Raw genomic sequence first — 26,362 nt, forward strand, 5'->3', positions numbered from 1 at the left:
TCGGCAATCCGCATCAATGATCGGATTGAGGTGGCTTCCAGCCTTCCGGCGAGTCTCGACGCGCCCTCACGCGCCCTTCGAAGCTACCCAACGATCCCGCTGCCGGTCAATCAGTCGTGGGTCGGGAAGCCCAGGTTGATGCCGCCGTGCGACGGATCCAGCCACCGGGACGTGACCACCTTGCCGCGGGTGAAGAAGTGCACGCCCTCGGTACCGTGCGCGTGCGTGTCGCCGAACAGCGAGTTCTTCCAGCCGCCGAACGAGTAGTACGCCATCGGCACCGGGATCGGGACGTTGATCCCGACCATCCCGACCTCGACCTCGTTCTGGAACCGTCGCGCCGCGCCGCCGTCGTTGGTGAAGATCGCCGTACCGTTCCCGTACGGGTTCGAGTTCACCAGCTCCAGCGCCGCGTCGTACGACGTCGTCCGCACGACCGACAGCACCGGCCCGAAGATCTCGTCGGTGTAGATCGACATCTCCGGCGTGACCTTGTCGAACAGCGTCGGCCCCAGCCAGAACCCGTCGTCGCCGCCGTCGAAGTCGCCCTCGCGGCCGTCGACGACCAGCTCCGCACCGGACTCGACCCCGGCCGCGACGTACCCGGCGACCTTGTCCCGGTGCTCGCCGGTGACCAGCGGACCCATGTCACACCCGCGGGTCCCGTCGCCGGTCCTGAGCTTGCCCATCCGCTCCTCGATCTTGCCGATCAGCTCGTCCGCGATCGGCTCCACCGCGACCAGCGCGGAGATCGCCATGCAGCGCTCACCGGCCGAGCCGAACCCGGCGTTCACGGCCGCGTCCGCCGCGAGATCGAGATCCGCGTCCGGCAGCACGATCATGTGGTTCTTCGCGCCGCCGAGCGCCTGGACACGCTTGCCGTTCCGGGTCGCGTTCTCGTAGACGTACTTCGCGATCGGCGTCGAGCCGACGAACGACACCGACTTCACGTCCGGGTGCTCGAGCAGCCGGTCGACCGACTCCTTGTCGCCGTGCACGACGTTCACCACGCCGTCCGGCAGCCCGGCCTCCTTCCACAGCTCGGCCATCGCGTTCGCCGCCGACGGGTCCTTCTCGGACGGCTTGATCACCACGCTGTTGCCGCAGGCAACCGCGATCGGGACGAACCACATCGGCACCATCGCCGGGAAGTTGAACGGCGAGATCACCGCGCAGACGCCGAGCGGCTGGCGGATCGAGTACACGTCGACCTTGGTCGAGACGCCTTCGCTGTAGCCACCCTTGAGCAGGTGCGGGATGCCGCACGCGAACTCGATCACCTCGAGCCCGCGGGTCACCTCGCCGAGCGCGTCGGACAGCACCTTGCCGTGCTCGGCGGTGATCAGCGCGGCGATGCGTTCCTTGTTCCGGCTGACGAGCTCGCGGTACGCGAACAGGACCTGGGCGCGCTTCGTGAGCGAGGTCTGCGCCCACGCCTTCGAGGCGTCGTGGGCGACCTTGACGACCTCGTCGACGGTCGCGGCCGAGGCCAGGTCCAGCTCGCCGGTGACCTCGCCGGTCGCCGGGTTGTAGACCTTGCTGGTCCGCTCGGCCACACCGGTCCACGGGGTGCCTCCGACGAGGTGGGTGATGCGCTTGCTCTCAGTACTCACGATGCTTCCTCATCTTTCCTGTGTCATCCGAGGACCTTGCCGCGGTCGGCCAGCGCGACGTCGACCGGTGTGCCGGTGCGCAGCGACTCGAGCCCGGCCTCGCAGACGGCCGCCGCGGCGTACCCGTCCCAGGCGCCCGGCCCGTCGATCTCGCCGCGCCGGGTGGCGTCGGCCCAGCGCTGTACTTCGATGTCGTACGCCTGCTCGAACCGGATCCGGAAGTCGGCCGGCATCGCGCCGCCCCAGTGCTCGCCCGCGCGGGTGAACACGCCGGCGCCGAGCCCGATCGTCGCGCTGCCGCGCTCGGCGACCGCCTCGCACCGGACCTCGTAGCCGACCTGGAAGTTCACGAACACCTCGACGTCGGCGATCGCGCCGTTCGCCAACTCGAAGACGGCCAGCTGCGGATCGCGGACGCCGTCGGCGACCAGGCTCGTCGGCTTCGGCGTGTGCACGGTGATCCGGGTGATCTCCGCGCCGAACAGCCAGCGGGCCACGTCCACCTCGTGCACCATCGAGTCGCGGACGATCATCTCGCTCCGGAACGACGGCGCGGCGGTCTTGTTCCGGTGCACGTTGTGCAGCAGCAACGTCCGCCCGAGGTCGCCGGAGTCGAGCAGCTGCTTCAGGGCGGCGTACTCCGGATCGAACCGGCGCATGAACCCGACCTGGATCAGCGGCCGGCCGAGCTTGTGTTCGGCCTCGACCACCCGCAACGACGAGGCAGCGTCCATCGTCAGCGGCTTCTCGCAGAGCACCGGCTTCCCGTGGTCCAGGCAGGCGAACAGCTGCTCGGCGTGGACCGACCCGGGCGAGGCGAGGATGACCGCGTCGATGTCGTCGGCGGCGATCAGCTCCAGCGGATCCTCCACCACCCGGACGTTGTCGCCGTACGCCGTGCCGCCCGAGTGCCGCGCCGTACTGCCGGGCTCGCCGCCCAGGCCCTCCGTCAACCGGGCGGCCAGCGCCTCGGCCCGGCCCTGATCGGCGTCGGACACCGCGACCAGCCGGGCGCCGGACGTCTTCCGCGCGACGCGCTCGGCATGGTCGGCGCCCATCACGCCGACGCCGACGACGCCGACCCGCAGGTCACTCATCGTCCCTCCCCGGTTGTTCGTCCACGACCACTCCAGGATCGATCTGCCGCAGCTCGTGGCTCAAGGCCTCCAGCTCGGAACCGCCGGCCATCTCGGTGGTCAGCTGCTCCAGCGTGATCTCCGACCGGTGCGTGTCCAGCGCCACCCGGCCGAGCTTCAGGATGACGAAGTGGTTGCCGACCAGGTACGCGTGGTGCGGGTTGTGGGTGATGAAGATGACCCCGATCCCGGCGTCGCGGGCCTTCACGACGTACTTCAGCACCACGCCGGACTGGTTCACGCCGAGCGCCGCCGTCGGCTCGTCCAGGATCAGCACCTTGGCGCCGAAGTGGATCGCCCGGGCGATCGCGACACACTGCCGCTGACCGCCGGACAGCTTCCCGACCGGCTGCTCCAGGTTCGGGATCGAGATCCCCATCTTGGTCAGCTCGTCCTGGGCGATCCGCTTCATATTCGCCGCGTCGAGCTGCCGGAACGGGCCCTTGGTGAGCTCGTTGCCGAGGAAGAAGTTCCGCCAGACCGACATCAGCGGCGCCAGCGCGAGATCCTGGTAGACGGTCGCGATGCCGCTGTCCAGCGACTCCCGCGGCGAGGAGAAGTGCCGCTCCTGGCCGTGCACCGACATCCGCCCGGAGGTGTAGTCGTGCAGGCCGGCGATGATCTTGATCAGCGTCGACTTGCCCGCGCCGTTGTCGCCGAGCACGCAGGTGATCTCGCCCTGCCGGACCGCCAGTGACACGCCGCGCAGCGCGTTGATGTTGCCGTAGCTCTTGCCGACGTCCTCGAGCAGCACGATCGGCGTGTTCGGACTGGTCGCCGCGTCGTTCGCGAACGGTTCCGTGGTGGTCATCGCGCCTCCGCCCGGTTCTTCACGACCAGGTTCACGATCGTTGCCAGCAACAACATCACGCCGAGGAACGCCTTGAACCAGTCCGGGTTCCAGCCGGCGTACACGACGCCGAGCTGGACCATGCTGAAGATCAGTGCACCGACGGCGGCCCCCAGGACCGAGCCGTAGCCGCCGGTCAGCAGGCACCCGCCGACGACGGCAGCGATGATGTAGAGGAACTCCTTGCCGACGCCTTCGCCGGACTGCACGACACCGTTGGAGTTGAACAACAACTGCATGCCGGTGAACCAGGCGAAGAACCCGACCGCCATGAACAACCCGATCTTCACCTTCTTCACCGGCACACCGACCGCCCGCGCGGCCGCCGCGTCACCGCCGACCGCGAAGATCCAGTTCCCGATCTGTGTCTTCAGCAACACCCAGGCGGCGATCGCGACGAACACGATCCACCAGACCACGATGATCTTCACCGTGATGCCGCCGAGCTTGAACTCCGACGCGAAGATCGCCTTCGCCGCGCCGAACCCGTCCATGTCACCGATCGAGTTCGACGCCACGGCGCCGGACGTGACCCGGGTGACCGCGATGTTCAGGCCCTGCAGGATGAAGAACGTACTCAGCGACACCAGGAAGCTGGGTAGTCCGGTCCGCATCAGCAGCCAGCCGTTGAAGGCGCCGATCGCCAGCGAGAACACCAGCGCGACGACCACGCCGACCCACACGTTCAGGCTGAACTGGTACGAGAGGATGCCCGCGGTCAGGCCGGACGTCGTCACCGCGACACCGGCCGAGAGGTCGAACTCGCCGCCGATCATCAGCAGCGAGACCGGCACCGCCATCACCCCGATCAGCGCGGCCTGATAGAGGATCGTCCCGGTGTTGTCGACGTTGCGGAACGGCGGCGCCGCGATCAGGAAGAACACCAGGATCACGGCCGCGCCGACGAGCGACCCGATCTCCGGCCGGCTGAGCAGCCGGGCGCCCAGGGAGCGGGCCGAGACGCGGTCGTCGGCCGAGCTGGGTGAGGTGATGGTCGATGCCATGGCGCTGCCTCAGCGGGTCCCGGCTTCGGCGTACTTCTGCACCGCCGCGATGTTCGACTTGTCGATGAACGCCGGACCGGTCAGGGTCGCCTGGCCGCCACCGATGGTGTCGCCGTTGTTCTTGTACAGCCAGATCGCGTCGATCGCGAGATAGCCCTGCAGATACGGCTGCTGGTCGACGGCGAACTGCACGGTGCCGTCCTGGACCGCCTTGGCCATCTCCTTGCTCATGTCGAAGCTGCCGACCTTCGCCGACGAGCCGGCGTCCTTGACCGCCTGGACCGCGGTCAGCGCGATACCGGCGTTCAGCGCGACCACGTAGTCGACGGACTTGTCGGCCTGCAGCTTCGAGGTCAGCGTCGCCTGCGTACCGGGCTGGTCGGTGCCGTTGACGTTCACGTTCTCGACGTTGCCGAACTTGTCCTTGATGCCCTGGCAGCGCGCCTCCAGGCTGACGTTGCCCTGCTCGTGGATGACGCAGAGCACCTTCTTCGCGCCGAGCTCCTTGAGCTTCTCACCGGTCGCCTGGCCGGCGATCCGCTCGTCCTGGCCGAAGTAGCCGAGCGCGCCGGTGGTCTTCCACTGGTCGAGGCCGCCGTTCAGGATCGTCACCGGGATACCGGCCGCGATCGCCTTCTTGACGTTCGGGATCACCGCGTCGGGCTTGTTCAGCGTGACCGCGATGCCGTCGACCTTCGAGTCGATCGCGGTCTGCACCAGGTTCGCCTGGGCCGCGCCGTCCGGGTCGGCGGAGTACTGCAGCTCGATGTTGTCCTTCTTCGCGGCCGCCTCGGCGCCGCGCCGGACGATGTCCCAGAAGGTGTCGCCGGGTCCCGAATGGGTGATCAGGGCAACCTTCATCCGCGGCGTGTTCGCGACGCTGCCGCCGCTGCCGCCGGAGCTCTGCTCCTTCTGCTTGCCACCGGAGGAGCTGCACGCGGCCAGCGCCGCGGCGAGCGCGACGGCCGCGACCGTGGCCACCGCCTTCTTCTGCCACCGAACCATGAGTTGGTACCAGCCTTTCGGGTGTTCCTGGACTTTCTTGGGACCCGAGAGTGTCACACTCCCGCGGCCGTCAGTTCGATTCGCCACCCCCGTGGGACCTCAGATACGTCAACGTCCGCCGCGCGATCGGCAGCGGTACGTCGGGTGCGCAGGGATACATGTCCTGCTCGACGATCGCGAACACGTCGGCGTCCAGCCCGGCAAGCGCTTCCAGCACCGGCGGCAGCTCCGGTACGCCGTCCGGCGGCTCGCGGAACACGCCCCGCCGTACCGCCTCGTCGACGCTCAGGCCCTCCGCCGTCACCTCGGCGAGAACCTGCGGATCCACCTGCTTGAGATGGACGTAGCCGATCCGGTCCGGGTACTTCCGGATCAGCTCGAGGTTGTCGCCGCCGCAGTAGCTGATGTGCCCGGTGTCGAGGCACAGGTTCACGTAGGCGCTGTCGGTCTCCTCGAGGAAGCGCTCGACCGTGTCCTGCGTGTCGATGTGGCCGTCGGCGTGCGGGTGGTACTGCGTCTGCACGCCGAACTCCTCCTTGAGGCGCCGGCCGAGCTCTGTCACCGCTTGCCCGTGCCTGGCCTGCCCCTCGTGGTCCAGCCGCTCCTCGACGATCTCGCCGTTGTCGCCGCGCCACATCGACGGCATCACGACCAGGTGCCGCGCGCCCATCGCCGCGGTCAGCTCAGCCGTCCTCGCGACGTCGCGCCAGGTCGCGTCCCACCCGTCCGGGCGGTGCAGCTGCTCGAACGTCGTCCCCGCGGTCATCGTCAGGCCGCGCCGGTCGAGCTCGTCCTTCAGCCGGACCGGATCGGTCGGGAGGTACCCGTACGGGCCGAGCTCGATCCGGGTGTACCCGGCCGCGACCACCTCGTCGAGGAACCGCGTCCACGTCGTCTGCCGCGGGTCGTCGGCGAACCAGACTCCCCACGAGTCCGGCGCCGTGCCGATGCCGATCATCAGCTGCCCTCCTCGACCGGGGCGAGGTACGGACGTTGCGCCTTCTTGCTCTCCTCGTACGACGCCGCGGCGGCCTGCGTGCTCCGCAGTTCCGAGACCTCGCTGACCGGGACGTCCCACCACGAGTCGCTGTCCGGCCCGCCGATCAGCGGATCGGTGGTGACGTGGATCGCGATCGGCCCGGTGGCCGCCTTCGCGGTCCGAATCGCCTGCTCCAGGTCGGTACGGGTGTGCACGTCGATCACGTCGACGCCGAAGCTGCGCACGTTCGCCGCCAGGTCGATCGGCAGGTAGTCACCGTCCAGCCGGCCGTCGCCGGTGCGCTTCCGGTACGCCGTACCGAACCGCTGCGATCCCAGCGACTCCGACAGCGCGCCGATCGACGCGAACCCGTGGTTCTGCACCAGGACCACGATGATCTTGATGTTCTCCTGGACCGCGGTGGCCAGTTCGCTGGACATCATCAGGTAGGACCCGTCGCCGACCAGCACGAACACGTCGCGGTCCGGGGCGCCGAGCCGGACGCCGAGTCCGCCGGCGATCTCGTATCCCATGCAGGAGTAGCCATATTCGACGTGGTATCCCTTCGGATCGCGCGTCCGCCACAGTTTGTGGAGGTCGCCGGGCATCGACCCGGCCGCGCAGACAACCACATCAGACGCCGCCGACAATTCGTTGACGGTGCCGATCACCTCGCCCTGGGTGAGCAGCCCTTCGGCCGCCCTTCGCTCGGCGGAGGGCCGGAAAACTGCGTCAACAGTTCCGTTCCAGGTCCTGGCGAGTTCCTGGGCCGCCGCGGTGTACTTGGCGTCAACAGACCACTCGCCGAGCGCGGATCCCAGCGAAACAAGGGCTTCCCACGCATCGGCCACCACCGGGAGGCCGGCATGCTTAGTGCTGTCGAAACGCGCCACGTTGATGTTGAGGAACTTGACCCGCGGATCCTGGAACGCCGTCCGCGACGCCGACGTGAAGTCGCTGTAGCGGGTGCCGATCCCGATCACCAGGTCGGCGTCCCGGGCCAGCGCGTTCGCCGCCGTGGTTCCGGTCGAACCGACCGCGCCCACCGACTGCGGGTGATCGTAGCTCAGCGATCCCTTACCTGCTTGGGTTTCCGACACCGGGATCCCGGTCCGTTCGGCGAACTCACGCAGTGCGTCCTCGGCACCCGAGTAGTGCACGCCGCCGCCGGCCACGATCAGAGGACGCCGCGCAGACCGAAGGAGATCTACCGCCTTGTCGACAATTGATGCCTCCGGCAAGGGCCGTGCGACGTACCAGGTGCGCTCTGCGAACAGCTCGTCCGGCCAGTCGTAGGCCTCCGCCTGGACGTCCTGCGGCAGCGCCAGCGTCACCGCTCCGGTCTCGACCGGATCGGTCAGCACGCGCATCGCGTTCATCAATGCCGACGGCAACTGCTCCGGCCGCCAGACCCGGTCGAAGTACTTCGACACCGGGCGGAACGCGTCGTTGACCGACACGTCACCGGCGCCGAAGCTCTCGAGCTCCTGCAGCACGGGTGTCGCCACCCGCGTCGCGAACACGTCCGAAGGGAGGATCAGCACCGGCAGCCGGTTGATCGTCGCCAGGGCCGCGCCGGTCACCATGTTGGTCGACCCCGGACCGACGCTTGCCGTGCAGGCGTAGGTCTGGAGCCGGTCACGGGTCCGGGCGAAGGCCGCTGCCGTATGCACCATCGCCTGCTCGTTGCGGGCGAGGATGTACGGCAACGCCTTCGGGTCCGCGAGTTCGGACTGCAGCAACGCCTGGCCGACGCCGGCCACGTTGCCGTGGCCGAAGATGCCCAGGCTCCCGGCGATCAGCCGCTGCCGTAGCCCGTCCCGCTCCGAGTACTGGACGCTCAGGAATCGCACCAGGGCCTGCGCGACCGTGAGACGCACCGTCATGAGTCTTCCCCTCCAAAAGGCAACCGAGGATCGATATGTTGCGAACTCCACAACTCACGGACCCACGCATGCTGCGGATCGTCGGTGATCAGCCACTGGCGTTCCGAGCCGGGGCCTGCCATCACGTTCAGGTAGTACATGTCGTAGCCGGGCGGCGCCATCGCCGGACCGTGCCACCCGTGCGGGACCAGGACGACGTCGCCGCTACGTACCTCGGCGAGCACGTCGATCGGGCGTTCCTCGGTGCCGTACACCCGCTGGTACCCGATCGGATCGTTGCCCTTGACACCTTCCGGTACGTCGTCGGAGAGCTGCAGCTCGAAGTAGTAGATCTCCTCGAGCTCGCTCTCCTTCCCGGGCCGGTGCTCGTCGTGCTTGTGCGGCGGGTAGGACGACCAGTTGCCGGCGGGCGTGATCACCTCGCAGGCGATGATCGAGTCCGCGTCGAGCACCCCCGGCGTACCGAAGTTCCGGACCTGCCGGGAGGCGACACCGGCACCGCGCAGTTCGGTCTCCACCTCGTCGGCGGGGACCCGGCGGAACGGGTGGTCCGCGGCCGCCTTCGCGTGCGGGAATGCGATCCGCGCACCACCGGCGCTGACCACCGCGAACGTCGAGTTGCGCGGTACGTACGCGAGATCCGTCGTACCGGCGAAGACGTCCGCCCGCCCGCCGAGCGGTACCGACTCGCCGCCCACGATCACCTCGGCCGAGCCGCTCAGCGGAAGGACGATGTACTCGCAGTCCCCGGTGTCGATCTCCACCGACTGGCCGGGCCGCAACGTGCGCACCAACAGGCCGCTGTGATGCCAGTCCGGCTCACCGGGCCGCACCGCCACCTCGTACCCGTCGCCCGCCGCCGAGCCGGCGGGCCGAACCCATTCAGTCATCCCAATCGCCCTTCGTCAGAAACCCCGAGCGCCCGGGGGCCGGTCATGTGTTGCTGCCGTGCACCAGCGTCGCCGCATGGTCGACCGCCGCGGCCACATCGCCGTCCGGCGGGAACAGCAAGGCCCGCCCCACCACGAGTCCACGGACCGACGGCAACTCGAGCGCCTTGCCCCACGACGCGTACGTCGCCTCCGGGGCCGCGGTCGGATCGCCGCCAAGCAGCAACGTCGGCAAGGTCGTTGCCTCCATCACCCGCTCGAGTTCGTCGACGACCGGCAGCTTGAGCCAGGTGTAGGCACTCGTCGCGCCGAGACCGGACGCGATCTGGATCGACTTGATCACCGAGTCCGGGTCGAGCAGGTTCGTCACCCGCCCGTCCTCGCCCCGCGTTGACCAGAACGGCTCGACCATGGCCATCAACTTGTGCTCAGCCAGCCCCGTCACCGCCGCGGCACTGCTCTCCAACGTCGCCACGGTCCCGGCGTCCGCGAGATCGATCCGGGTCAGCATCTTCCCACCGTCGAGCCGCCGCGCCGCGATCTCGTCAGCGCTCCGGTACGCCGTGAACCGGTCGTCCAACTCGAACGCCGACCCTTGCAGCCCGCCGCGATTCATCGAACCGATGACGACCTTGCCCTCCAACGCCCCGAGCAGCAACAGATCCTCGAGCACATCCGGCGTGGCCAGCACCCCGTCCACCCCCGGCCGCTGCAACGCCACCACCAGCCGAGCCACCAACTCCACCCGGCTCCCCATCGCCATCCGCTCGCCCCGAACCCCCAACGCCCCCCGCGCCGGATGATCCGCAGCCACAATGAGCAGCCGCCCGTCCTCCCCCACCAACGCCCGAGTCCGCCGCCGCAGCCATCCCTCAGCCACCCGCCCCGGCTCCCGAACCCGAACCTCCGTCAGCTCCCCCACCCGCCCAGCAACCTCAGCCCAGGCGTCTCCCCGCCCCGCACGCCCAGCCCCCGGAGCACCCACACGACCTGCCTCCGCGCGCGCCTCATCCGCACCCACAAGCTCTGCCCCGGCACGCCCTGCCCCAACAGGCTCCGCACTCCCACTCCGCGGACCCTCGCCACCCGCGAGCGCCCCCTCAGCCGCCTGGCCTCCAACCGCCCCGGCAACACCCGGCTCAACATTCAACGAGCCCGCACCCACTGCCTCACCCCCGGCCGCCCCCGCAGCAACCGACACCGCACCCGCAGGCTCCACCCTCACAGCCTCCCGACCCACGGCCTCCGCACCCACAGCCTCCGCACCCACAGCCTCCGCACCCACAGCCTCCGCACCCACGGCCTCCCCACCCACGGCCTCCGCACTCACAGCCTCCGCACCCACGGCCTCCCCACCCACGGCCTCCGCACTCACAGCCTCCGCACTCAGCCGCTCCGCACCCACGGATTCGCCGTCCGCAGCCTCCGGGCCCATAGCCTTCGCGCCCACGGACTCACCATCCGCGGCACCTACCCCCTGACCATCCGCAGACTCACCACTCGGTAAATCACCAGCGGGAGTCCCATCCCCTCCAACCACACCAGCTCCCGCGACCGCCGCACCAGCAGCCACCACGCCCGCGGCCACAGCACCCGCAACACCTACAGCGGCTGCAGCAGCAGCCCCAACACCAGCCGCAGCACCCCCAACACCAGCCGCAGCTCCCCCGACAGCACCAGCAGCACCCGCGGACGTGCCGGCCGCCGCCGCTCCCGACATACCCACAGCAGCCGTGCCCTCAACCCCGCCGGACTCTCGCGCACCACCGCGCGCATTCACAGCACCCGCAGTACCTGCACCGTCCCTCACACCTTCGCGGCCCCCGCCCGTCTGCGCCTCCATCTCGTCACCCGAACGCTCGTCAACTGCCCGCACGTCTGCACGGTCACTCGCCACTCCGACGCTCTCTACACTCGCCGCATCCACGCGTTCATCGCGAGCAGTCTCACCCTGTCGCGACGAGTCCTGAACCACCCCAGCAGAAGGCGTCCCAGCGTCAACCTGCGCGACTCGATCCAGCTCGGCCTGAGCCTGCTCGCCGGGGACCCGATCGTCCTGCAATTGTTGGGCTTGGGACTGCTCGGCCAAGGGTGTGCCGGCAGCAGGTTGGGGTTCTCCAGAGGGCTGTTGTGCCTGGGGTTGCCTCGCTTGGGTCGGTCGGCGCGTGGACAGGGTCGCCTGCTGAGGCCCACGCACGGTCTGCCCGCTCAGCTGATGCCCGAGCGGAGCACCCGACGTACCCGACCCGCCACCACTCGCGGACGACTCCTCCGCCGCCGACCGAACACCACCCACCGGCTGCTCACCGCGTACTGCCCCGTCATCCGCCGAGTGCTCACCGTCATCCACCTGCCCGCGGCTCTGCTGCGGACGGGCCGGGCTCGCAGCAGGCGAGTTGACAGGCAGGTTCAGGTTTCCGATGACAGTTGTTTGACCATCGGGGGTCGCGCTCATCAGGACGGTCGCGTCGTCCGGTCCCGGGACGTCGGTACGGCGTACTCCGACGGTCGGATCATTCGCACCGACTCTCGCGGAGGTCGGGTTGTTCGCGCGGAGATTCGGGTCGGTCGGGTCTGAGATCACGGTGGGGTCATCGGGTCCCGGTACGACCGGGGTCTCGGAGCGGGGCACGATAATGGTCGGCTCGTTCGCCCCGGCGTACGCCGACGCACTCAGATCATGCGGCCGCCGCGTCACCACCGTCGGATCGTTAGCCCCGACACCACGCACACCCTGCTCATCCGCCCCAGCACCCCAACCGGCATCAGCACGAGCATCTCCGCCCACACCGGGATCTCCCGGCCGGTCACCACGGGGGGCATCCTCCCGCGCCACACCACGAACACCCGGACCGCCCTGCCCGGTGCCACGAGCTACATCAACCGACACCGCGCCACGCACACGCGGATCACTGAGCCCGGCAGCACGGACCTCATCGCTCAGCTCCGCACCACGCACCGCCGCATCGCTCTCCCCAGTACTAGGAGCGACGCGCCGTCCCGCACCGCGCACACCCGAGACAGCCTGCCCCGTGCCAGGAGCGTCATCAGCCTGCTCCGCGCCCCGCGCACCCGCATCACCCTGACCGGCGCCATGAGCTCCATCAGCCCGCACCGCGCCACGAGCACCCGCATCGCCCTGCCCGGTGCGGGGGCCTTCATCAGCCCGCTCCGCGCCCCGCGGACCCGCAACACCCTGCGCGGCGCCGCGGGCTCCATCAGCTCGCACCGCGCCACGCGGAGCCGCATCGCTCTGGTGTGTGCCGGGGGCGACCTCGTCCTGGGACGGGCCTCGTGTACCGGCCATGCTCTGTGCGGTTTCGGGGGCGGCGTCGTCCTGGGTCGCGGGAGGTGTAGCTGCGTTGCCCTGGGTGTTGCTGGCGGGTCGTGCGTGGGTGGGGGGTGGCTGGGTGGGGTTGGGGTATTGGGGGTAGTCGGTTGGGCCTACCCACCAAGTTCCCTGGGAAGTGGGTGGGGTGATGACGGTTGGGTCGTCGGGGGCTGGCGTGCGGGGGGTCAGGACGGTGGGGTCGTTGGTGGTGGGGGTGAGGATGGTCGCGTCTTGGTCTTCGGTGGGGGTTGGGATGGTGGCGTCCGAGGGTTCGGTGGGGCGGCGGATGGGGATCGGGCGGGCGTCTTCGGAGTACTGGTCCTCGGAGCGTGGGTCCTCGGCGCGGCTGTTCGCCGGAGCCGGACCGGTGGGGCGTTGGTTCCCGGACCACTGGTTGCCGGAACGGCGGCCGTCGGAACGCTCGCCCGCAGGGCGTCGGTCTCCAGACCACTGGTTGCCGGAACGGCGGGCATCGGAACGCTCGCCCTCAAGGCCTTGGTCTCCGGACCACTGGTCGCCGGAACGGCCGCCGCCGGAACGCTCGCCCTCAAGGCCTTGGTCTCCGGACCACTGGTCGCCGGAACGGCCGCCGCCGGAACGCTCGCCCTCAAGGCCTTGGTCTCCGGACCACTGGTCGCCGGAACGGCCGCCGCCGGAACGCTCGCCCTCAAGGCCTTGGTCTCCGGACCACTGGTCGCCGGAACGGCCGCCGCCGGAACGCTCGGCCTCAAGGCCTTGGTCTCCGGACCACTGGTCGCCGGAACGGCCGCCGCCGGAACGCTCGGCCTCAAGGCCTTGGTCTCCGGACCACTGGTCGCCGGAACGGCCGCCGCCGGAACGCTCGGCCTCATGGTCTTGGTTTGCGGACCAGTGGTTGCCGGTGCGGTGGGCGTCGGAACGTTCGTCTTCTGGGGGTTGGGGGCCGGAGTGTTGGTCTTCGGCGTACGGCGGTGCCGAGCGCTGGTCCCCTGGGTGCTGTTCGGGGTTGGTGGGGGTGTTTTCGTTGGTGGGGGTCATGCTTCGGGTCCCAGGTGGGAGAGGACTTCGGTGGTTGTGGGCATGGCGGTGGAGCATTCGAGGCGGGAGGCTACGAGGGCGCCGGCGGTGTTGGCGAAGCGGATGATCTTCTCCAGGGGCCAGCCGGCGAGGAGGCCGTGGCAGAGTGCGCCGCCGAAGCCGTCGCCGGCGCCCAGGCCGTTGACGACCTCGACCGGGTACGGCGGGACCTCGACGCGTTCGTCGCGGGTACGGGCGAGGGTGCCGCGGGGGCCCTGTTTGACGACGGCGAGTTCGAGGCCGCGGTCGAGGAGGGCCTGGGCGGCCTTGTCGGGGTCGGTCTCGCCGACGGCGACCTCGCACTCCTCACGGTTGCCGACAGCAACCGTGCAGTACTCCAGCGCCCGCGACACCTGCTCATGCGCCTCCGAAGGATCCGCCCAGAACATCGGCCGGTAGTCCAGGTCGAGCACCGTGAACCGAGGCCCGCGGTCGCGCGACCCGTCTGTGGACGCCCGGTCGAGACCGGCTGCGGACGCTGCTCCGGCAGTTGGCGGGTTGGTGGCGTGCGTCGGTTCCGTCGCTCCGGGATAGGACGGGGTGGGGTCGGCGGTCGCGGAGGTGGTGCGGCCGCGGGCGTCCCAGGCGGTGAAGTGGGCGGAGCGGGAGGGTTCGGCGGAGAGGCCGGTGACGGTGGACCAGTAGATGCGGGCGTTGCGGATGGCGTCCAGGTCCAGTTCGGCGGGGTTGATGACGAGGTCGGGGGCCTTGGGGAAGCGGTAGAAGTAGAGCGGGAAGTTGTCCGGCGGGAAGATCTCGCAGAACGTGATCGGGGTCGGCAGGCCGTCGACGGGGGTGACGAAGCGGTCGTCGACGCCGAGTTCGCCGAGGGTGCGGTGGATGAAGGTGCCGAACGGGTCGTTGCCGGTGCGGCTGATCACCGCCGACCGCCGGCCGTGCCGCGCCGCGGCGACCGCCACGTTGGTGGCGCTCCCGCCGAGGAACTTCCCGAACGAGGTGACATCCTCCAGGTGCGTCCCGAGCTGCAGCGGGTAGAGGTCGACCCCGATCCGCCCGATCGTCAGTACGTCCAGCTGTACGTCGTCCACCATCAGACCTTCCCATCCCGCCGGTCCGTCGGTACCCCGCGTACCGAAGAACCACGCAGCGTCATCGGACCGTTGCGGCGATCTCGTGCAGGTGGGCGATGCTCGCCCGTACGTCGGTCAGCGGGCCCTCGCCGGTCGGCCGGTCCGGCAGGATCGTGTCCTGTTCGAGGACGTACCAGCCGTCGTACCCGGACTTCTCGAGCGTGGACACGATCGTGGTGATGTCGATGTCGCCCGAGCCCAACGGCCGGTACATGCCGGCCCGTACGGCGTCCGTGTACGTGACCTCGCGCGACTGCACCCGCGCGGCCCACGACGCGTCGACGTCCTTCAGATGCGTGTGCCGTACCCGGGCAGCGTTCTCGACCGCCAGCGCCACCGGATCGACCCCGCCGATCAGCAGGTGGCCGGTGTCCAGCGTCAGTCCGATCGACGACCCGTCGAGCACCCGGGCGACGTCGTCCGCGGTCTCGACCATCGTCCCCACGTGCGGGTGGATCGTCGCCAGCACACCGCGCGAGGCGGCGAGCTCGGACAGCCGGTCCAGGTTCGACAGCAAGGTGCTCCAGCCGGCAGTGTCCAGCACCGGACGGTCGTCGTACCCCTCCTGGCCGGTCGCCGCGGCGAGCACCAGCGTCCCGGCACCGGCGGCCACGAACCCGTCCAGCGCGCGCCGTACCTCGGCCGACGGATCGCCTTCGTGCAGTACGACGGGAACGAACCCGCCGACCGCCCGCAGGCCGACGTCCGCGAGCGTCTTCGCCTTGTCGGACGGGTCGTCCGGCAGGAACCCGTCCGGGCCGAACTCGGTCGCGGCGAGCCCGGCCTCGCGCATCTCGGCGAGGACGGTCGCGGCGTCGTACTGCCAACCCCACCCCGGCACCTCGCACACGCCCCAGGAGATCGGGGCACCGGCGATCCGGGCAGCAATTTCGGTCATATCAGGAGCTCCTCAGAGCGTGACGATGCGGTTCTCGTGGCGGGACAGTTCGCAGGCGTCGGCGATCCGGAACGCGGCGAGCGCGTCGCGGACCGTGCACGGTACCTCGCGGGTACCGGCGACGACCTCGGTGAACGCGGTCAGCTCGGCGACGTACGCGGGCTGGAACCGGTCCATGAAGGTCATGTGCGGCGGGCCCTCGGGGAACGTGACGCCGGGTTCGGCCGAACGCAGCGCGGTCTGCGAGTCGAGGCCGACCGCGAGCGAGCCGAGGCTGCCGTGCAGTTCCATCCGTACGTCGTGCCCGGCGCCGTTGTACCGGGTCCCGCTGACCGCGACGAACGTGCTGTCGTCGAGGGTGAGCAGCGCCGCGGCCGAGTCGACGTCGCCGTACTCGCCGAAGAAGGTCTCGCCGCGGTTCGCGCCGGTCGCGTAGACGCTGACCACCTCGCGGCCGGTGACGTACCGGATGATGTCGAAGTCGTGCACCGTGCAGTCGCGGAAGAAGCCGCCGCTCTGCGGGATGTAGTCCTGGTGCGGCGGGAAGGCGTCGTTCGTGTTCGCCCGGATGTGGTGCACGAACCCGAGCTCGCCGGTCGCGACGGCCGCCCGCGCCGCCTGGTACCCGGCGTCGAAGCGGCGCTGGAAACCGATGTGTACCGGCACCGTCGACGCCTCCACCAACTCCACCACCCGCGACGTCTCGGCCAGGTCCAGCGCGACCGGCTTCTCGCAGAACGTCGGTACGCCGGCCGCCAGCGCCGCCTCGATCAGCGACGCGTGCGCGGACGTTGCCGCGGCGATCACGAACCCGTCCAGGTCCGACGCGAGCAACGCGGGTACGTCGGGAGCCGACGACACGCCGAGCTCCTTCGCGACCGCCTCGGCCCGGGCCGGGTCCGCGTCGGCGACGACCACCTGATCCACCGCCGGCAAGCCCTGCAGCGTCGCGGCGTGGAACGCCCCGATCCGCCCGACCCCGACCAACCCGATCCGCATCGGCACAGCCTCTCTCACAGACGAGCGCACCCCGGCGGCGCGCTGACTGTCAGCCTTCCGGGACCGTGGCAGAGGTGTCAATACTTTGTTAACACATTCTCACGTACAGACATGACCAGGTAGCATCCGCCCATGAACGCCGTCCCGATCCAGCTCGATCGGAGCAGCCCGGTGCCGTTGTACCACCAGCTGGCCGAGCAGCTCACCGCTGCCATCACGGACGGCCGGCTGCGCCCGGGCGATCCGTTCGAGAACGAGATCGGCATGTCGGACCGGCTGAGCCTGTCCCGCCCGACGGTGCGCCGCGCGATCTCCGAGCTGGTCAACCAGGGCCTGCTGGTCCGCCGCCGCGGCATCGGCACCACGGTCGCGAACCAGATGGTGCACCGCAAGGCCGAGCTGACCAGCCTGTACGACGACCTCGCCCGCGAGGGCCGGACGCCGCACACCGAGGTGCTCGCGCTGGACACCAAGGCCCAGGACGACCGCGCCGCCGCCGTCCTCGAGCTCCCGCCCGGCACCCCGCTGGTGTCGATCGTCCGGCTCCGGTACGCCGACGACCTGCCGCTGGCGATCCTCCGCAACTGGTTGCCCCCGGCCCTCAGCAACCTCACCCTCGAGGACCTCACCAACGACGGCCTGTACGCCGTCCTCCGCGCCCGCGGCATCCGCCCGACGGTCGCCCGGCAACGCATCGGCGCCCGCAACGCCACCGCCGAGGAACGCCGTACCCTGCACATGTCCAAGGCCGAGCCCCTGGTCACGATGACCCGCGCCGCCTACGCCGCCGACGGAACCCCGGTCGAGTACGGCAGCCACTGCTACCGAGCCGACCAGTATTCCGTCGACGTCGTCGTCTCCGAACGCTAGGCCTGGTTGGCCAGGAGGGTTCGGACCAGGCGGAGGCCTACTGAGAGGTGGGCCAGTTCGGGGCCTTCGATTTCTACGATTTCCTCGAGCATGGTGGCGGCTCGGGACAGGGCGGCGGCGTTGCGGTCCTGCCAGGTGATGACGCGGTCCTCCGGTTCGGCGGTGGCGTCGGTGGTGGCGAGGACCTGGCGGGTGAGGCGGGCGTGGACGGCGTGCAGGTCGTCGCGGAGGGCGGCGCGCGCCATCGTCTGCCAGCGGTCGGTGCGGGGCAGGCCGATGATGCGTTCGAGGAAGCGGCCCAGTTGCAGGCGTTCGCCGAGCGCGAAGTGGACCTTGGCGACCTCGAGGATGTCGAGGTCGTCGGTGGACGCGGTCTCCACGATGCCGAGACCGGCGTACGCCGGCGGCAGCACCGCGATCCGGGTGGCGAAGTCCTCCGAGACCCCCTTCTGCACAAGAGCTTCCCGGCGCTGCTCGAACAGGGCCAGCTCACGGCCGCGCAGTACCTCGGGCAACGCCGCGGTCAGCTTCGCGATGCCGGGCCCGAAGAACTCGATCAGTTCCTCGATGTCCACCGGTGGCCGCCGGTTCGACACCAGCCAGCGGGTGGCGCGCTCGACCAGCGTGCGGGTCTCCAGCCGCATCCCGGTCTGCGTCTCCGCGTCGACCACGTTGTCCAGCTCGGCGTTCGCCGCCAGCAGTTCCGGCTGCGCGAAGATCCGGGAGGCCGCCAGGTTCGCACGGACCACGTCCTCCTCGTTACCGCCGGTCTCCAGCGAGAGCCGGTGGTACGCCGTGATGCCGGACGTGTTCACGAACTCGTTGACGACCTGCGTGGTGATGATCTCGCGGCGCAGCTGGTGGCTCTGGATCTGCTCCGCGAACCGTTCCTGGATCGCCTTCGGGAAGTAGCTGGCGAGCTTGTGCTTCAGGAACGGGTCGTCCGGCAGCGACGTCTTGAGCAGCTCGGCTTCCATCACGATCTTGGTGTACGCGATCAGCACCGACAGCTCCGGCGAGGTCAGCCCGCGGCCCTCGGCCTTGCGGCGCTTGAACTCCGGGATGCTCGGCAGGAACTCCAGCTGCCGGTCGAGCAGCCCCTGACGCTCCAGCCGCCGGACCCAGTCCTGGTGGACGTGCATCAGCGCCGGCGCCTGCGCGGTCGCGTTGGCGAGCGCGATGTTCTGCCGGTAGTTGCTCTTCAGCACCAGCGCGCCGACCTCGTCGGTCATCGACGCGATGATGTCGTTGCGCTGCTTCTCGGTCAGGTCGCCGTCCGCGACGACCGTGTCCAGCAGGATCTTGATGTTCACCTCGTGGTCCGAGGTGTCCACGCCGGCCACGTTGTCGATGAAGTCGGTGTTGATCCGGCCGCCGTGCGCGGCGTACTCGATCCGGCCGAGCTGGGTGCAGCCGAGGTTGCCGCCCTCGCCGACGGCCCGGGCGCGCAGCTCGGAACCGTTGACCCGGATCGCGTCGTTGGCCTTGTCGCCGACGTCGGCGTTCGACTCGTTCGACGACTTCACGTAGGTGCCGATGCCGCCGTTCCAGAACAGGTCGACCGGCGCCTTCAGGATCGCGTTCATCAGCTCGGCCGGCGTGAGCGTCGGCGAGCCGCTCTCGATCCCGAGCACGGAACGAACCTCGGCCGAGATCGGGATCGCCTTCTCGGTCCGCGGGTACACCCCGCCGCCGGCCGAGATCAGCGACGCGTCGTAGTCCATCCAGGACGAGCGCGGCAGGTCGAACAGCCGCCGACGCTCAGCAAAAGAAATCGCAGCATCGGGCGCCGGGTCCAGGAAGATGTGCCGGTGGTCGAACGCCGCGACCAGCCGGATGTGTTCGGACAGCAGCATCCCGTTGCCGAACACGTCACCGGACATGTCGCCGACGCCGACGACGGTGAAGTCCTCGTGCTGGCAGTCGTGGCCCATCTCGCGGAAGTGCCGCTTGACCGACTCCCACGCGCCGCGGGCGGTGATGCCCATCGCCTTGTGGTCGTAGCCGACCGAGCCGCCGGATGCGAACGCGTCGCCCAGCCAGAACCCGTACTCCTTCGCGACCCCGTTCGCGATGTCGGAGAACGTCGCCGTGCCCTTGTCCGCGGCGACCACCAGGTACGCGTCGTCCCCGTCGTACCGCACCACGGAAGCAGGCGGAACGATGTCACCGGCAACGATGTTGTCGGTGATGTCCAGCAGCCCGGAGATGAACGTCTTGTACGACGCGATCCCCTCGGCCAGCCAGGCGTCCCGGTCGACCGACGGGTCGGGCAGCTGCTTGGCGTAGAACCCGCCCTTCGCGCCGACCGGCACGATGACGGAGTTCTTCACCATCTGCGCCTTGACCAGGCCGAGCACCTCGGTACGGAAGTCCTCGCGCCGGTCCGACCAGCGCAGCCCGCCGCGCGCGACCGCGCCGAACCGCAGGTGCACACCTTCGACCTGCGGCGAGTAGACGAAGATCTCGTACGCCGGCCGCGGCTGCGGCAGGTCCGGGATCGCCTTCGGCTCGAGCTTCAGCGAGATGTACGACCGTGGCTGCCCGTCCGGACCCGGCTGGAAGTAGTTCGTCCGCAGGGTCGCCTTCATCACGGTCAGGTACGACCGCAGGATCCGGTCTTCGTCCAGGCTCTGCACGGTGTCCAGCGCGGCCAGGATCTCCTTCTCCAGCTGGTCCGTCCGCATCGTCCGGTCCGGGTCGTCGGCTTCACCGCGCGCCGGGTCGAAGCTGGTCTCGAACAGCTGCACCAGCAGGCCTGCCACGTCCACGTGGTTCAGGAAGGTGTTCTCGATGTAGTCCTGGCTGAACGGCGTACCGCCCTGGCGCATGTAGCGCTGGTACGCGCGCAGGATCGACACCTGCCGCCAGCTGAGGCTGCCACGCAGGACGAGCGCGTTCAGCCGGTCGGACTCGGCCCGGCCCTCCCAGACCGCCTGGAACGTGTCGGAGAACAGCTGGCGCAGTTCTTCGCGCTCCTCGCTGTCCTCCGGCGCCCGCAGCCCGAAGTCGTAGATGTAGGCCATGCTGCCGTCGGCACGGCGGATCTCGTACGGGCGTTCGTCGACAACCTCCACGCCCATGGCGGACAGGTGCGGCAGTACGTGCGACAGCGACAGCGCCGTCCCGGTGCGGAACACCTTGAAGCGGCGCTCGCCCTCCCATTCCTCGTCGATCGGGTTGTACAGCGACATGGCCAGCCCGTCCTCCGCGGGCAGCCCGTCCAGCACGTGTACGTCGTTGACCGCGACGCGCGCGTCGAAGTCCTCCTTGTACGCCTCCGGGAACCCGTCGGCGTACCGCCGGTACAGCTTGGTGACCGCGCTGTCGCCACCCTGCGCGTGCAGCGCCGCGGTGAAGTCGTCCTCCCAGGCGCGGGTCGCCTCGACGACCTGCTGCTCCAGGGTGTCCGCGTCGTACTCGCCGACGGTCTCGCCCTGCTTCATGCGGACGACGAAGTGCACCCGGGCCAGCACGGACTCGGTGACGTACGCCGCGTACGTGACCGACTCGGCGCCGATGGCGTCCTTGAGGATCTGCTGCATGCGCAGCCGGACCGCCGTGGTGTACCGGTCGCGCGGCAGGTACACCAGGCAGGACAGGTACCGGTTGTAGACGTCACGCCGTACGAACAGCTTGACCGCGCGGCGCTCCTGCAGGTGCAGCACGGACTGCACGATCGGGAGCAGGTCCTCCACCGGCGCCTGCAGCAGCTCGTCGCGCGGGTAGGTCTCCAGGACGTCCAGCAGGCCCTTGCCGCTGTGGCTGTTCGGGTCGAAGCCGGTCAGCCGGAACAGCTCCAGCGCCTTCCGCCGCAGCACCGGCACCTGCATGACGCTCTCGGTGTACGCCGTCGACGACAGCAGCCCGATGAACCGGCACTCGCGGACCGGGTCGCCGTTCGCGTCGAACTGCTTGATGCCGACGTAGTCCAGGTACGTCGAGCGGTGCACCGTGGAGCGGGAGTTCGCCTTGGTGAGGATCATCAGCTTGCGCTCGCGCGCCTTCGCGCTCACCTCGGGCGGCAGCTTCCCGGAGCCCGGCTTCGGGTCCGGCCGGAGGATGCCCAGCCCGGTCCCGGGGGTGCCGCGCAGGATGCCCTGGTCGCCCTCCATGGTGAAGTCGTACTCGCGGTAGCCGAGGAAGGTGAAGTGCTCGTCGGCCAGCCACTCCAGCAGCTCGCGCGCCTCCTCCACCTCGCTCTCCGGCACCGGCAGGTCCTCGGCCCGCAGCGCGGCCGCGATGCTGACGGCCTTCTCGTGCATCTTCGGCCAGTCCTCGACGGCCTCGCGGACGTCGTTCAGCACCTTGAGCAGCTCCCGCTCGAGCGCGCGGTGCTCCGCGACGTCGGCGATCCGCTCGATCTCCAGGTGCATCCAGCTCTCCCGGACGAGGTCGTGCTCGTCCGAGGCGGTGGTGTCGTCCAGGACCTCCTGCAGCGTGCCGGCGACGTCCCGGCGGACCACGAACTGCGGGTGGATCAGCAGCTGCAACTCGAGGTTCCGGTCGGTGATCACCATCGACGCGGTGTCGACCAGGAACGGCATGTCGTCCACCACGATCTCGACCACGGTCCGGCCGGCCGCGGACCAGCCGTACTCCTCCGGGGTCGGGGTGAACACGTGCACCTTCGCGGTGCCCTGCGGCCGGGACATGGCCGACTTGTAATGGTGCCGCGCGGCCCCCAGGCAGTCGTTCGGCTGGCGCTCGGCGACGTCCTCGGCGGCGACGTGCCGGTAGTACTGCTCGAGAAAGGTCTTCAGCTTGACCGGGTCGACCACTTTGTCGTGCCCATGGGTTCCTGTGGCCACCGCCTTCGCGATCACATCGGCCTTCAGGACGTCCAGCTTGCTCTGCATTCCCCACCGTCTCCACACGTGACGTCGGCGTCGGCTAGCGCCGGACCGCACGACATTGTGCGGTCACTCAGAGATTAGTCCACCTTTGTCACTGGTGTGGTGTCGGGACGGAGCTGTCATCGTTTGGTGAGACGCAGTGCGAGAGCCGGGCAGGCGAGGACTGCGCGGCGCGCGTCCGGGAGCTCACCGGCGGTGATCTCGCGGCCGCTCAGGACCGGGAATCCCCACTCGTCGAGGGCGACGTCGTCAGGCAGCAGCCCGGCGCACAAACCGTGTCCGTCGCAGCGTGTCCAGTCGATCTCGAGCTTGCTCATCGGGCCACCCCGAGCACCCCGAGCACCGGCCGGCCGCACCCCTGATGGTTGAGATGCCGGCGTACGTCGTCCGCGAAGACCTCGAGCGCCGATGTGAGGAACCTCGCAGTCCCGTCAGGATGCGCGCAGGCCCCCCGGCCCGGAACCAGCCCGAGATGCCGCTGGGCGTCGTACCAGCCGTCCGGGTCGCCGACGGTGATCCTGGCGAAGTCGTCGACCAGGGCGCCGAGGCCGAACACGCACGGGCCGCACTGACCGGCCGACTGACCTCTCAACCACTCGGCGACCCGGGTGACCTCTCCCAGCGGGCACGTGTCACTGCCGAGCGCCAGGATGATGCCCGCGGACACCTCCGGCCGCTGGAGCATCACACCGTCGGTGTGCGGCAGCCACCGCCCGTGGTACCCGCCCAGCAGGACAGGGCCTGGTTCTGCCCCGGCGTACTGCAGGACTGTGTCCAACGGAACACCGACCGGTGTCTCTAGTACGCCGGGGTGCTGGACGGCCCCGCCGATCGTCAGGAGCTGCGTACCGGGCTCTGTGCTCACCCCGGTCCGGCTGTACTCACGGGACCCGAGCCGCGCCAGTACGGCGAGCTGGGCGAACGTCTCCACGTTGGACAGGAACGTCGGCCTCCGGTGGTAGCCCTTGCGCGTCGGCAGCACCCGACGGCCCGGTGGTACCGCCGTACCGCCCTCCAGCACGCTCAACACCGCACGGGCCTCCCCTGCGACGAACCGGCCCGGTGTCTCGCGTACCTCGATCGCCAGCCGGTCGTCGCGCTCCATTAGCGCCTCCCGGAGCGATGTGGCCGCATCACGGTCGTGTACGGCGACCAACACGTGCGGCGCGCGCAGTGCATGCGCCAGACCGACCGCGCCGTCAAGGACGAGGTGGGGCGCACGGATGAGCAGCAAGCGGTCCTTGCGACTCGCCGGCTCGCTCTCGGAACCGTTCACGACAACGGCTTCCACACCACGCTTCGGGAGGTCCTGGAGCTTCAGGGCGACCGGAAACGCGGCACCACCGCGCCCTCGGAGCCCTACTGCTTCACAGAGCCGCACGTACTCGTCACGCGTCAGCTCGGGCTGCTGTCCGTGCGTCAACAGGTGCCGCTGGAAGTCCAGTCGTCCCTGGTCGAGTCCAGCGAGGACTCTGGCCTCGCCAATCACTCTGACGTCGTCAACGGTGATCACTGGGTCCTCCAAACTCTGGTAGGTAATGCGTTGAGCCGGTAGGCGCCTGCAGTCGCCACAGCGGCAAGGCAGCCGAGCGTGATGCCGAGCATCCACGGCGTACTGCGGTCCGTACCGGCCAGCAGTGCGTGTCCGATCGACAGGAGCCAGCCGACCGACGCGGCGATGTGCAGCTTGCGCCAGACCTTCGTGAACTTCTCCGACACCGCCAGCCGACCGCGGGCCGCTCCGACGAGTGACGCCAGTACCAGGCTGTAAAGCGCGAGCGCACCGACGGCCATGGCGAACGGCCGGTAGCTGGAGCCGAACGGCCACACCAGAACGGTCAGCCCGATGCTCACGTAGCTGTCGGCGATCACCGCGACCACATGGGTGGCCAGGAGCACCAGACCGGTCACAGCCGCCGAACGATGCACATACTGCAACCAGAACCGCCACCCCGCCGAGCGCACACGCGGCATCACCATGCCCAGCACAGCGGACAGCGTGAACATGACCATCGCCACGACACCGGCCGCACGCGCCAGGTACCAGATCGTCATCAGGCGGCCCTGCTCGCCGTCGGCCAGCCGGACAACTCGGTGACCTCACCGTCCGCGTCGATCAACCGCGCCGGGTGCCCGGCCAGCTTCAGCCGACCGAGCGCGGCATCGCCTGTCGCGACCAGCGCAGTGCTGAAGGTGTTCGCCCGTACGGCGGTCGGTGCCCACACCGAGGCGGTGCGGTACTGCCCTTCCGACGGCCGGCCGGTGCGTGGGTCGATCACGTGGTGCCCGTAGCCGGTCGGTGTCTGCCACCGACGTACCGTCCGGGTCGAGGTGGTCAGACCGCCGTGCGCCAGCGTCACGAGGACACCGGTCTCGCCGGCGCGCTCGGCGACCGTGATCACCCACGGCTTCTTCGGTACGCCGGCCGCGCGCAGGTCCCCGCCGATCTCGACGAGCACCGCGCATCCGTAGCGCTTGCTGAGCACGTTCGCCGCGCGATCCGCGGTCCACGCTTTCGCGGTGGCGCCGAGGTCGAGCGCACAGCCCTTCGGTACGCCGAGCATCGCCAGCTTGCGGTTCAGCTGGACGTGCTGCCAACCGGTCACCGGCTGCGGCTCGCCCGGCTCATGCGGGAAACGCCGCCGTACTGTCTCGATGTCCGCGTCGTACCCGGCCGCGATCACCGCCTGGCCGACGGTCGGGTCGACCGCGCCGCCGCTCACCTGCGCCGCGACCAGGCTGACGTCGACGAGGTCCACCAGCAGCCGCGACACCGGTACGAGCGCACCCGCTCGGCCGTTGACGATCGACAGCTCGGAGTCCGGGCGGAACCGGCTCGCGGCCTTGCCGACCCGGTCCATCAGGGTCTCGAGCTCAGCGCAGGCAGCACCCAGTACGGCGGGGTCGTCGACGGTCAGGCGCACCGTGCAACTCCACGCGGACCAGGTACGCGACGCGGTCATGATCCGTTGCTCCCACCCTGCGAGGTCGAGTTGGAGTTCGTCGACCCGAGGCCGCTGCCGGAGCTGCTGCTGTTGTCGGAGCCCGAGCTGGAACTGGAACCTGAGCTCGTGCTGGAACCGCTGGACGAGCTGCTGTCGTCCGAGCTGCTCGACGACGTCGTACCCGAGGTGCTGGTGCTCGAGTGCTTCGCCGAGACGACCGCGACCGAGACCCCGGTCGCGCCGACGCCGAGCACGGCGGTGGCGATCGCGGCGGCCGACGCGCGCCGCAACCAGCGCGGACGGTTGGGCTGGGATTCATCTGTTCTGACCATGCCCCAAGCCTCGGCCGGGGCGTTTCAGCCGCACTCCAAGAGAAGCTCAAGCCACCGTCAAGTTCTCCTGAAAGGTCTCTGAGAACTCTTCTCAGGAGCCCAGCGCGCAGTCCGTCTCACAGTGCTTGCCGACCGCCGCGACGACCTCATCCGCGGCCTCGCCGAGCATCGCGAACCGGTCCGGACCGAACACGTCGACGAAGAACTCCCGCACCCGCGCCGCATGCGCCGGTGCACACGCCTTGATCGCCGCCAGCCCGTCCGCGGTGATGACGATCTCCGGGTACCGCGACTCGCAGGCCTCCTTGCGGATCAGGCCGCGCTTCTCCATCCGGGACAGGTGGTGCGACAGCCGGCTCTTCTCCCACTGCGTCGACCGGCCGAGCTCGAACGCGCGCATCCGGCCGTGCTCGGACTCGGACAGGTTGACCAGGATTTCGAAGTCCGACTTGGACAGCCCGAAGTCCCGCTGCAGGTGCCGCTCCAGATGCGTCTCCAGCGTCCGCTGCATCAGCAGATAGCTGCGCCACGCCCTCTGCTCGTCGTCGTCGAGCCACGGTCCCTTGCTCATGCGGTCCATCCTACCCAGATAGGTTGACACATCAACCCGAGGCGGCCGCG

General features: G+C 69.5%; 21 protein-coding genes. 2 read left to right on the forward strand and 19 right to left on the reverse strand.

The window, feature by feature from the left end; all coding sequences use genetic code 11:
• Positions 1-110: 110 nt before the first annotated feature.
• The 13 genes from ACQHIV_RS21790 to ACQHIV_RS21850 all read right to left on the reverse strand — a co-directional run bounded on the left by ACQHIV_RS21790 (position 111) and on the right by ACQHIV_RS21850 (position 16,738).
• Complete coding sequence (locus ACQHIV_RS21790) at positions 111-1,613, reverse strand: CoA-acylating methylmalonate-semialdehyde dehydrogenase (protein WP_427884818.1); 1,503 nt, start codon at positions 1,611-1,613, stop codon at positions 111-113.
• Between the two features lie 23 nt (positions 1,614-1,636).
• Positions 1,637-2,710: a Gfo/Idh/MocA family protein gene (locus ACQHIV_RS21795; protein ID WP_427884819.1), complete on the reverse strand. Its 1,074-nt coding sequence runs from the start codon at positions 2,708-2,710 to the stop codon at positions 1,637-1,639.
• On the reverse strand, positions 2,703-3,560 hold the full coding sequence (locus ACQHIV_RS21800; RefSeq protein ID WP_427884820.1) for an ATP-binding cassette domain-containing protein: 858 nt from the start codon (positions 3,558-3,560) through the stop codon (positions 2,703-2,705). The genes ACQHIV_RS21795 and ACQHIV_RS21800 overlap by 8 nt, the downstream gene beginning before the upstream one ends.
• Positions 3,557-4,603: an ABC transporter permease gene (locus ACQHIV_RS21805; RefSeq protein WP_427884821.1), complete on the reverse strand. Its 1,047-nt coding sequence runs from the start codon at positions 4,601-4,603 to the stop codon at positions 3,557-3,559. Before ACQHIV_RS21805 ends, ACQHIV_RS21800 begins: the two co-directional genes overlap by 4 nt.
• 9 nt (positions 4,604-4,612) lie before the next feature.
• A complete protein-coding gene (locus tag ACQHIV_RS21810) occupies positions 4,613-5,608 on the reverse strand; it encodes a sugar ABC transporter substrate-binding protein (RefSeq protein WP_427884822.1) in 996 nt (331 codons plus the stop codon).
• A 70-nt stretch (positions 5,609-5,678) separates the two neighbouring features.
• Positions 5,679-6,566: a TIM barrel protein gene (locus ACQHIV_RS21815; protein WP_427884823.1), complete on the reverse strand. Its 888-nt coding sequence runs from the start codon at positions 6,564-6,566 to the stop codon at positions 5,679-5,681.
• A complete protein-coding gene (iolD, locus tag ACQHIV_RS21820) occupies positions 6,566-8,473 on the reverse strand; it encodes a 3D-(3,5/4)-trihydroxycyclohexane-1,2-dione acylhydrolase (decyclizing) (RefSeq protein WP_427884824.1) in 1,908 nt (635 codons plus the stop codon). The genes ACQHIV_RS21815 and iolD overlap by 1 nt, the downstream gene beginning before the upstream one ends.
• Positions 8,470-9,363 carry a 5-deoxy-glucuronate isomerase gene (gene iolB, locus ACQHIV_RS21825; RefSeq protein ID WP_427884825.1) on the reverse strand — a complete coding sequence of 298 codons (894 nt, stop codon included), beginning with the start codon at positions 9,361-9,363 and terminating at the stop codon, positions 8,470-8,472. The genes iolD and iolB overlap by 4 nt, the downstream gene beginning before the upstream one ends.
• Before the next feature lie 43 nt (positions 9,364-9,406).
• Positions 9,407-10,285 carry a Cgl0159 family (beta/alpha)8-fold protein gene (locus ACQHIV_RS21830; protein ID WP_427884826.1) on the reverse strand — a complete coding sequence of 293 codons (879 nt, stop codon included), beginning with the start codon at positions 10,283-10,285 and terminating at the stop codon, positions 9,407-9,409.
• Between the two features lie 680 nt (positions 10,286-10,965).
• A complete protein-coding gene (locus ACQHIV_RS21835) occupies positions 10,966-11,130 on the reverse strand; it encodes a hypothetical protein (RefSeq protein WP_427884827.1) in 165 nt (54 codons plus the stop codon).
• Positions 11,131-13,707: 2,577 nt separating this feature from the next.
• Positions 13,708-14,802, reverse strand: coding sequence for a 5-dehydro-2-deoxygluconokinase (locus ACQHIV_RS21840; RefSeq protein ID WP_427884828.1), 1,095 nt, complete (start codon positions 14,800-14,802; stop codon positions 13,708-13,710).
• A gap of 58 nt (positions 14,803-14,860) precedes the next feature.
• Entirely contained in the window at positions 14,861-15,739 is an 879-nt protein-coding gene (locus tag ACQHIV_RS21845; RefSeq protein WP_427884829.1) for a sugar phosphate isomerase/epimerase family protein, read from the reverse strand.
• Between the two features lie 12 nt (positions 15,740-15,751).
• Complete coding sequence (locus tag ACQHIV_RS21850; RefSeq protein ID WP_427884830.1) at positions 15,752-16,738, reverse strand: Gfo/Idh/MocA family protein; 987 nt, start codon at positions 16,736-16,738, stop codon at positions 15,752-15,754.
• Between the two features lie 132 nt (positions 16,739-16,870).
• Here ACQHIV_RS21850 and ACQHIV_RS21855 point away from each other — a divergent pair, with 132 nt between their 5' ends.
• A complete protein-coding gene (locus ACQHIV_RS21855; RefSeq protein WP_427884831.1) occupies positions 16,871-17,608 on the forward strand; it encodes a GntR family transcriptional regulator in 738 nt (245 codons plus the stop codon).
• Here the strand turns inward: ACQHIV_RS21855 and ACQHIV_RS21860 are convergent.
• The 5 genes from ACQHIV_RS21860 to ACQHIV_RS21880 all read right to left on the reverse strand — a co-directional run bounded on the left by ACQHIV_RS21860 (position 17,605) and on the right by ACQHIV_RS21880 (position 25,427).
• Positions 17,605-22,467 carry an NAD-glutamate dehydrogenase gene (locus tag ACQHIV_RS21860; protein ID WP_427884832.1) on the reverse strand — a complete coding sequence of 1,621 codons (4,863 nt, stop codon included), beginning with the start codon at positions 22,465-22,467 and terminating at the stop codon, positions 17,605-17,607. The two genes, ACQHIV_RS21855 and ACQHIV_RS21860, sit on opposite strands and share 4 nt — an antisense overlap.
• A gap of 116 nt (positions 22,468-22,583) precedes the next feature.
• Positions 22,584-22,781 carry a ferredoxin gene (locus ACQHIV_RS21865; RefSeq protein WP_427884833.1) on the reverse strand — a complete coding sequence of 66 codons (198 nt, stop codon included), beginning with the start codon at positions 22,779-22,781 and terminating at the stop codon, positions 22,584-22,586.
• Positions 22,778-24,073: an NADH-ubiquinone oxidoreductase-F iron-sulfur binding region domain-containing protein gene (locus ACQHIV_RS21870; RefSeq protein WP_427884834.1), complete on the reverse strand. Its 1,296-nt coding sequence runs from the start codon at positions 24,071-24,073 to the stop codon at positions 22,778-22,780. Before ACQHIV_RS21870 ends, ACQHIV_RS21865 begins: the two co-directional genes overlap by 4 nt.
• Positions 23,974-24,519 (reverse strand): hypothetical protein, encoded by a 546-nt coding sequence (locus ACQHIV_RS21875; RefSeq protein WP_427884835.1) that lies wholly within the window; start codon positions 24,517-24,519, stop codon positions 23,974-23,976. The genes ACQHIV_RS21870 and ACQHIV_RS21875 overlap by 100 nt, the downstream gene beginning before the upstream one ends.
• A complete protein-coding gene (locus tag ACQHIV_RS21880; protein ID WP_427884836.1) occupies positions 24,519-25,427 on the reverse strand; it encodes an FAD:protein FMN transferase in 909 nt (302 codons plus the stop codon). Before ACQHIV_RS21880 ends, ACQHIV_RS21875 begins: the two co-directional genes overlap by 1 nt.
• A 30-nt stretch (positions 25,428-25,457) precedes the next feature.
• Here ACQHIV_RS21880 and ACQHIV_RS21885 point away from each other — a divergent pair, with 30 nt between their 5' ends.
• Complete coding sequence (locus ACQHIV_RS21885) at positions 25,458-25,823, forward strand: hypothetical protein (protein WP_427884837.1); 366 nt, start codon at positions 25,458-25,460, stop codon at positions 25,821-25,823.
• 9 nt (positions 25,824-25,832) lie between these two features.
• On the opposite strand, the gene ACQHIV_RS21890 is transcribed toward ACQHIV_RS21885, so the two are convergent.
• Positions 25,833-26,312: a MarR family winged helix-turn-helix transcriptional regulator gene (locus ACQHIV_RS21890; RefSeq protein ID WP_427884838.1), complete on the reverse strand. Its 480-nt coding sequence runs from the start codon at positions 26,310-26,312 to the stop codon at positions 25,833-25,835.
• Positions 26,313-26,362: the final 50 nt, after the last annotated feature.

This window comes from Kribbella polygonati (assembly GCF_050320105.1).
Taxonomy (GTDB): domain Bacteria; phylum Actinomycetota; class Actinomycetes; order Propionibacteriales; family Kribbellaceae; genus Kribbella.